Origin of the sequence: Longimicrobium sp. (assembly GCF_036280135.1) — a bacterium.
Classification (GTDB): Bacteria; Gemmatimonadota; Gemmatimonadetes; order Longimicrobiales; family Longimicrobiaceae; genus Longimicrobium.
This window is the reverse complement of sequence record NZ_DASURI010000701.1, coordinates 1-7,044: the sequence shown is the minus strand read 5'-3', so window position 1 is coordinate 7,044 and position 7,044 is coordinate 1. Positions and strand designations below refer to the sequence as shown.

Annotated in this window: 6 protein-coding genes; 1 reads left to right on the top strand and 5 read right to left on the bottom strand. The window is 70.9% G+C overall.

Annotated features, from left to right (window positions below):
- Window positions 1-100: 100 nt before the first annotated feature.
- A complete protein-coding gene (locus VFZ20_RS22570; RefSeq protein WP_329686213.1) occupies window positions 101-1,216 on the bottom strand; it encodes a 3-oxoacyl-ACP synthase III family protein in 1,116 nt (371 codons plus the stop codon).
- Window positions 1,217-1,763: 547 nt separating this feature from the next.
- The gene (locus tag VFZ20_RS22565) at window positions 1,764-2,222 is read right to left on the bottom strand and encodes a hypothetical protein (RefSeq protein ID WP_329686212.1); all 459 of its coding nucleotides are present in this window, start codon (window positions 2,220-2,222) and stop codon (window positions 1,764-1,766) included.
- 112 nt (window positions 2,223-2,334) lie between these two features.
- Here VFZ20_RS22565 and VFZ20_RS22560 point away from each other — a divergent pair, with 112 nt between their 5' ends.
- Window positions 2,335-3,705: a CCA tRNA nucleotidyltransferase gene (locus VFZ20_RS22560; RefSeq protein WP_329686211.1), complete on the top strand. Its 1,371-nt coding sequence runs from the start codon at window positions 2,335-2,337 to the stop codon at window positions 3,703-3,705.
- A gap of 524 nt (window positions 3,706-4,229) precedes the next feature.
- Here VFZ20_RS22560 and VFZ20_RS22555 read toward each other — a convergent pair.
- The 3 genes from VFZ20_RS22555 to VFZ20_RS22545 form a co-directional block, all read right to left on the bottom strand.
- On the bottom strand, window positions 4,230-4,508 hold the full coding sequence (locus VFZ20_RS22555; protein ID WP_329686210.1) for a hypothetical protein: 279 nt from the start codon (window positions 4,506-4,508) through the stop codon (window positions 4,230-4,232).
- A 229-nt stretch (window positions 4,509-4,737) separates the two neighbouring features.
- Window positions 4,738-6,312 (bottom strand): FAD-binding oxidoreductase, encoded by a 1,575-nt coding sequence (locus VFZ20_RS22550; protein WP_329686209.1) that lies wholly within the window; start codon window positions 6,310-6,312, stop codon window positions 4,738-4,740.
- Entirely contained in the window at window positions 6,299-6,877 is a 579-nt protein-coding gene (locus VFZ20_RS22545; RefSeq protein ID WP_329686208.1) for an imm11 family protein, read from the bottom strand. The genes VFZ20_RS22550 and VFZ20_RS22545 overlap by 14 nt, the downstream gene beginning before the upstream one ends.
- Window positions 6,878-7,044: the final 167 nt, after the last annotated feature.

Here is a 7,044-nt window from a genome sequence, read left to right as displayed (position 1 = left end):
GGGGGGGGGGGGGGGGGGGGGGGGGGGGGGGGCCCCCTCCGCGTGCGAGACACGGCCCGCGGAGGTGCACGAACCCCGTCCTTCAGTCGTTGAGTCCGGTCTACAGCCGGATCAGCTGCGCGCCGTAGTGCACGTTGGCGCCGACGGCGGCGATCATCACCAGGTCGCCGCTGCCCAGCGACACGGTGCCGTCCTCCAGGTCCTCGGCCAGCAGGATGAGCATCCCCGCCGCGGAGGTGTTGCCGTAGCGGTCCACGTTGCACGCCACGCGGTCCGCCGGCAGCCCCGACTGGCGGACGAAGTGGTCCATCAGCCGCTTGTTGGGCTGGTGGAAGTAGTAGCGCTTGACCTGCTCGCGCAGCTCCGGCCGCTCCGCCAGCACGCCCTCGATGCACGCGCGCATGTACGTGGGGTACGACTTGGCCACGAGGTGCCCGTCCACCACGAACGCCTCGTCCGCCGGGTTCTCCTCGGGGGCCATGCGGCTGTCCAGCCCGCCCGCGCGGCGAATGACCAGCTGCAGGTAGTCGTTGCCCGACATGGACGACACGATGCCCTCGCCCGGACGGCCGTCGCCGCGCAGGATGACCGCGCCCGCGCCGTCGCCGAACACGTACGCGCCGAATGCGGCCGGCAGGCGCTTGCGGCCGTGGCCGGCGTCCACGTCGCCGCTCCACACCTCGCGGTCCACCAGCGACGAGGTAAAGGCGCTGCCGATGACGGCGGCCGTGTGGATGGCGCCGCTGCGGATCATCTTGTAGACCATGTCCATCACGTACGGCGTGCCGCCGCAGCCGTCGTCGATGAGCAGCGCGTACGCGTCGGCCCGGGCGCCCACGCGGCGGTGCACCTCCATGGCGTCGTAGCTGAAGTTCACGCGGTCCGGCGTGCACGTGACGACGAACACCGCGTCCAGGTCCGCGCCGTTGATGCCGGCCATCTCCATGGCCCGGCGCAGCGCCACCTCGCACATGTCCGTGTTGTTGGCCGGCTCGCCGGACGTGGCGGGCGGGGCCACCGTCACCCCCGCCTGCGGATCCAGCTCCCACAAAAAGCGGCGCTCCTTGATCTGCGTCTTTTCCGCGATCCACTCGGCGGACCACCCGGGGATGGCCTGCGTGATGTTCGCGTTGTCCACGGCGCGCGGCGGAACGTAGGCGCCGGCGCCGATGACGCGAACGCCGCGGGTCCCGAACTGCGGGGGAATCTGGATCATCGTGGTATCTGTACGTGGGGCTTCAAGTCTGTCGACGCGGCGGCGTGAACGGGACGCGGCAGCGGGGGGATGCCCCGTAGAAAGGCACGCGCGGTGCCATCCCGTTTCAGGGCAGCAGGAGTGTCCAAAAGGGACGGACGCCCGAAATTGATTCAGCGGTGAGATTCATAGTCGACAAACATCTAATCCCGTACTGCCGCAACGAGATCAGTGCTTTCTCCCAGGTGGGGAAACGGAAATACTTCCCCTCGCGGAACGATCGATGTGACGATTTCGCGGGCACGCCGTGTCGGGTACGATGCGCTGGAAATTTTTCGCATGCGGCAAACTTTATCGCAATTTGAAAGTGGGATTTTCTCTGATTCGGCGTGATACCGTAGCAGATCGTTGGTCGGGAGGGGCCGATTTTCGGATTTCTCGGGCGGGATGTATGGCGGGAATGGAGAGGTTGGGCGGTCGCGGTGCGAACGGAAAACGGCCGCTCCCCGGGTGGGAGCGGCCGCTGATGTTTCCGGGTTTCGTTCGCGGGATGCCGCGGGTCAGCCGGTCACGCGGGGACGGCCTCGGCTTCCTCGGCGGAGACGACCTTGATGCCGGGGAGGGCGATCACCTCGTCCTCCGTCCACGTGCGAAAGCAGTCCCAGCCAAACTCGCGCGCCGCGCGGCTCTGGTCGGGAAAGCCGAACCAGTCGCGCCACCCTTCCTGGTCCGCGCGCCACTTGCAGTCCCAGTGAAACGAGACGCGCCGCTCGTCGTTCTCCGTGCGCACGGTCATGCGGCCGCGAAAGTACTCGCAGCCGCTGGCGGCGTGCATCTCGATTGATTCGATGGGGAGCTCCGGGTATTCTACCAGCAGCTTGTGCAGCGTGCGCTGCACCTTGATGGGCGGGCACCCGTGCCCGTATGCGATCCGCTGGCTGGGGCGGCCGTCGCGCAGGAACTGGAGGAGGGCCTCGCGAAACGAGGCGGCGGCGGCGGACCGGTCCAGCAGATCGGCAGTGGTCATCGGCTTGTCCCAGCGGGGGGTGAACACAGGGAAGGCGTTCAAGATAACCCTCCGTGACGTTTTCGCCAAGTCATTGCAAGAAAGTCGTTTGCGCTCAGACCCCACAGCACCCGTGACGACGCCTGTTTCTCCCGAGGGGCGCGTCGATCTCGCCCCGCCGGCCGACGTCGTCTCCATCGCCCAGCGCCTGCGCGACGCGGGCTACGAGACGTGGACCGTGGGCGGCGCCGTGCGCGACGCGCTCACGGGCGGGCACCCCAAGGACTGGGACCTCGCCACGTCCGCCCGCCCCCGCGACGTGCAGCGCCTGTTTCGCCGCACGGTGCCCGTGGGCCTCGCGCACGGCACCGTGGGCGTGCTGTGGAAGGACGGCAGCCTGTACGAGGTGACGACCTTTCGCCGCGACGTGGAGACGGACGGCCGCCACGCCCGCGTGGTCTTTGCCGACCACGTGGACGAAGACCTGCAGCGCCGCGACTTTACCATCAACGCCATCGCGTGGCACCCGCTCACGGGCGAGCTGTGCGACCCCACGGGCGGCCTGGCGGACGTCCGGGCCGGCGTGCTGCGCACCGTGGGCGAACCGGCCGAGCGCTTTCGCGAGGACCGGCTGCGCGTGCTGCGGGCCCTGCGCTTCGCCGGACGCTTCGGGCTGCGGATCGACGACGCCACGTGGCAGGCCGCCCGCGACGCCGCGCCGGAGCTCGTGCACCTTTCCGCGGAGCGCGTGCGCGAGGAGCTGCTCAAGGTGCTGCGGCAGGTGGACCCGCCGTCGGTCTCGCTGCGCCTGTACGAGGCGTGCGGCGCCCTGGCGCACCTGTACCCCGAGCTGCAGGCGTGCGTGGGTGCGCCGGACCTGGAAGGCGACGTGTGGTCGCACCTGCTGGCCACGGTGGATGCCATCCCCTTGTACCGCGCGGAGCTGCGCATTCCCGCGCTGCTGCACGATGCCGGCAAGCCGCTCACGCGGGAGGAGGTGGATGGGCGCGCGTCGTGGCCGGAGCACGCGGCCGCCGGCGCCGCCGTGGCGCACCGGCTGATGCGCCGGCTCAAGTTCTCCAACGCCGAGACGGACCGCGCCGTGCACCTGGTGGCGCAGCACGCGGACGTCCCCGCGCCGGACGCGGGCGCGCCGGAGCTGCGCCGGTGGCTGCGGCGCGTGGGCCGCGAGTACGTGCGCGACCTGTTCCGCCTGCGCATCGCCGACCTGCGCGCGCGCGGCGACGATCCGCGCCTGGCCGATACGGAGCGCTTGCTCAGGCGCGTGCGGCGTGAGCTGGGACGCGAGGCGCCGCTGGAGATCGGCGACCTGGCCATCGGCGGGGGGGAGCTGCGCCAGCTGGGCCTGCCGCCGGGCCCGCTCTACGGCGAGATCCTGCGCGACCTGCTGGAGCGCGTCACCGACGACCCGCGCCTCAACGAGCGCCAGACGCTGATGGGGATGATCGCGCAACGCATCGACGCGGGCGGGGAGGACGATTAGGAGAGGAGGGAGGTCCCGAGTCGGATTGGTCGAGCTCCAGCCGGAGCGGCTAAAGCCGCCGCTACGACAGCGGAAAGCCCCGCCCTGACGACGCTTCGCGTCGCACGGCGGGGCTTCACCATCTCCGGAGGGGCGCTCCGGTGCACGACGCTTTCCCCTCGCTGGGGCAGTCCGCGCAGGCGGACTTCGTGCCTTTCCAGCGGCGATTTCAATCGCTTGGCGGGGACTTCGCGTCGCACGGCGGGGCTTCACCTGCTCCGGAGGCCGCTCCGGTGCACAAGGCCGTACCCTCGCTGGGGCAGTCCGCGCAGGCGGACTTTGTGCCTTTCCAGCGGCGATTTCAATCGCTCCGGCGAGGACGACGTTTTTCTCCCGCGGACTACGTCTTTCTCCCGCGGGACTACGCCTTTCTCCCACAGGACCTCGTGCTGTTCGACGAACTCCGCGCGCCTCGGGGCGTGAACCGCGGTGGCCGGGGTGAGGTGGCCGCGGATCACGCGCTCAGCGCGCGCGGTCGCGAGGGATCAGCAGCGGTGGCAGTCCGTCATGTCGCTCACGCGGCAGGGCCACGCGCACGTCTCGGGCTCGTTGCTGCAGTTGCAGCTCACGTCGCCCGACCCGGGGCAGAAGTAGTCCGTGTCCTGCGGACCGGACGGACACGTGGACCAGTACTCGGTGCAGTTGTCGATGTCGGTGTACTCGCACCCGGAGTTGGCGCGCACCGTGGCGCGCTCCTTCAGGACGGGCGTGGTGCGGAACGATTCCACGCGAAGGTCGTCCATCTTCAGGCTCAGCTTCTTCATGGGAAAGTCCTTGTAATGTGTTGAAAAATCAGCACTTCACCCCGGCCAGAATGGCTCGCGCGGTGCGCGGATCCCACACCGATCCATCGATCGTGGAGATCGTTTTCGATGCATCCATGGTTGTGAGATGCGGGATCGGTCCCGATGGTTGCGTCCCGCATCGGCCGAACGCAAAACGCGCCGCCCCGGGAGCGGAGGCGGCGCGCGGAATCCAAGGATCAACCAGGCTCTACGCCGATTGCGCGTACTTGATGGCGTCCAGGGGGCGCTGGCCGGGGAGGGGAAGGATCACGCCGGGGTTCAGGATGCCCAGCGGGTCGAACGCCGCCTTCACGGCGCGGAAGCACGCGACGAGCTCGGCCCCCCAGATGGTCTCCAGCAGCGGCGCGCGCAGGCGGCCGTCGCCGTGCTCGCCGGCCATCGTCCCGCCCAGCGCCGCCACGCCGTTCGCGATCTCGTACACGATCGCCTCGGCCTCGTCTCGCCAGCCGGGCTTCGCGATGTCCACCAGCGGGTTCACGTGCAGGTGCCCGTCGCCCGCGTGGCCAAAGATCACGGCGGGCAGGCCGTGGCGCCCCAGCGTCTGCCGCAGCAGGCGCACGTAGTCCGGCAGCCGGTCCACGGGAACCACGCCGTCCTCGATGAACTGCATGGACACGCGGTCGCCCGCCAGCTTCGCGATCAGGGGGCTGGCCGCGTGGCGGACGTGCCAGAACCGCTCCTGCTCCTCCTCCGTCGCCGCCAGGGAAACGTGCGTGGCCACGCCCGCCATGGCCGTCCGCAGCGCGTCCAGCCGCCGCGCGACCTCCGCGTCCGTATCGCCCTCCATCTCCACGAACAGGATGGCCTCCAGCCCCTCGCGCAGCGGGTACCCGGGGTCCTCGTCGCCCACGCGCACCAGGTCGATGAACGTGCGGTCGATCATCTCGCACGTGGACGGGTCCAGCTCCAGGATGCGCCGGACGGCCGCGCCCGCCGCCTCCAGGTCCGTGAACTCCAGCAGCGCCAGCCCGCGGGCCGCGGGAAGGGGCGCCAGCCGCACCGTGGCGCCCACCACCAGCGCCAGCGTCCCCTCGCTGCCCACGAGCAGGTCCACCGCGTCGCCGCTCTCCGCGTACTCGCGCAGGGCGTACCCCGACGAGTTCTTGCGCACGCGCGGCCACCGCGCCGCGATGAGCGCGCGGTTCTCCGCGACCACGGCATCCACCCGGTCCAGGATGGCGCGCAGCCGCGGGTGCTCGTCGCGCACGCCGCGCGTGGTGGTCACCGACGTCCCGTCCGCCAGCACGACGTCGAGCGAGTCGATCCACCGCCGCGCGCTCCCGTAGCGCACCGTGTGCGACCCCGCGGAGTTGTTGGCGATGATGCCGCCCATGGTGGCGCGAACGGCGCTGGAGGGGTCGGGGGGAAAGTGCAGCCCCTCCTCCGCCGCGGACGCGTTCAGCTGGCCCAGCGTGGCGCCGGGAAGCACGCGCGCGCGCCGGCCGTCCGCGTCCACCCATCCCACCTCGGTGAACGACGTCCGCAGGTCCACCGCCACGCCCGGGCCGATGTTGCCGCCCGGCATCCCCGTCCCCGCCGCGCGGGGGACGAGCGCCACGCGGTGCCGCGCGGCCCAGGCCACCAGCTGCGCCACGTCGTCCGCGTCCGCGGGCACGGCCACGGCGGCCGGGAGCGCGCGGAGGATGCCGGAATGCTCCGCGAAGCCCTCGCGGCGAAGGGCGTCCACCCCCCACTCGCCGCGGAACTCCTCCGGCGGCGCGGCGGGAAGGGCGGGCGAGGGATGCGGATCAGCGCTGCTCATGCGTCTCCCGGTCCAGGGGCGGCCAAACGTAGCCGAAGTCGAAACCCGTAAGTCCGGCCTGCTCCACGCGGTCCACGAAGCCCTGCGTGACGTACACGCGATGGGGCTTTTGCGGGATGCGAAAGACGGCGGACGTGAGCCGTTCGGGGCGAAATGCGTGGCGGACGATGGACTTGGCCCGCCCGCGGCTCCCGCCGCGAAAGCGCTTGATCTCCGACGCCGGCTCGTCCAGCGCGTCCAGCACGCGGGTGACGTTGAAGACGAAGAACTCGCCCTCGGCGCAGGCCAGGGGCAGGATCTCGCCGTTCTCCACCAGCAGGTCCAGCAGCGCGTCCACCGCGCGCCGGCTCAGCACGGCCGACGTGCTGAAGACGGGAAAGTCCGGCAGGGGCAGCGCGCGGTCTTCCCGCGCGAAGTCCAGCTCCAGCGTGGCCACCGTGGGCGTGGTCCACAGCTCCGCCGCGGGTACGCCCTGCAGGACGGCCACCAGGCCCAGGTCCGGCGCCTGGGCCAGCATCAGCCAGCGGTAGCCCTCCCGCTCGGCCTGCAGGCGATACACGTTCACGCGTTCTCCCCCTGGCGTGGCGTGATGCGGCGAGCCCTTCGCCCGGCGTGTGGACGGCGCGCGCCCGTCAGCGAAGGTCCGCGGGATCCAGGTGCGGATGCGTGACGAAGAACCGGTTCCGCGCCTCGCGCAGGCTCGACTCGTTCCCGCCGCCGCGAAAGTTCTCG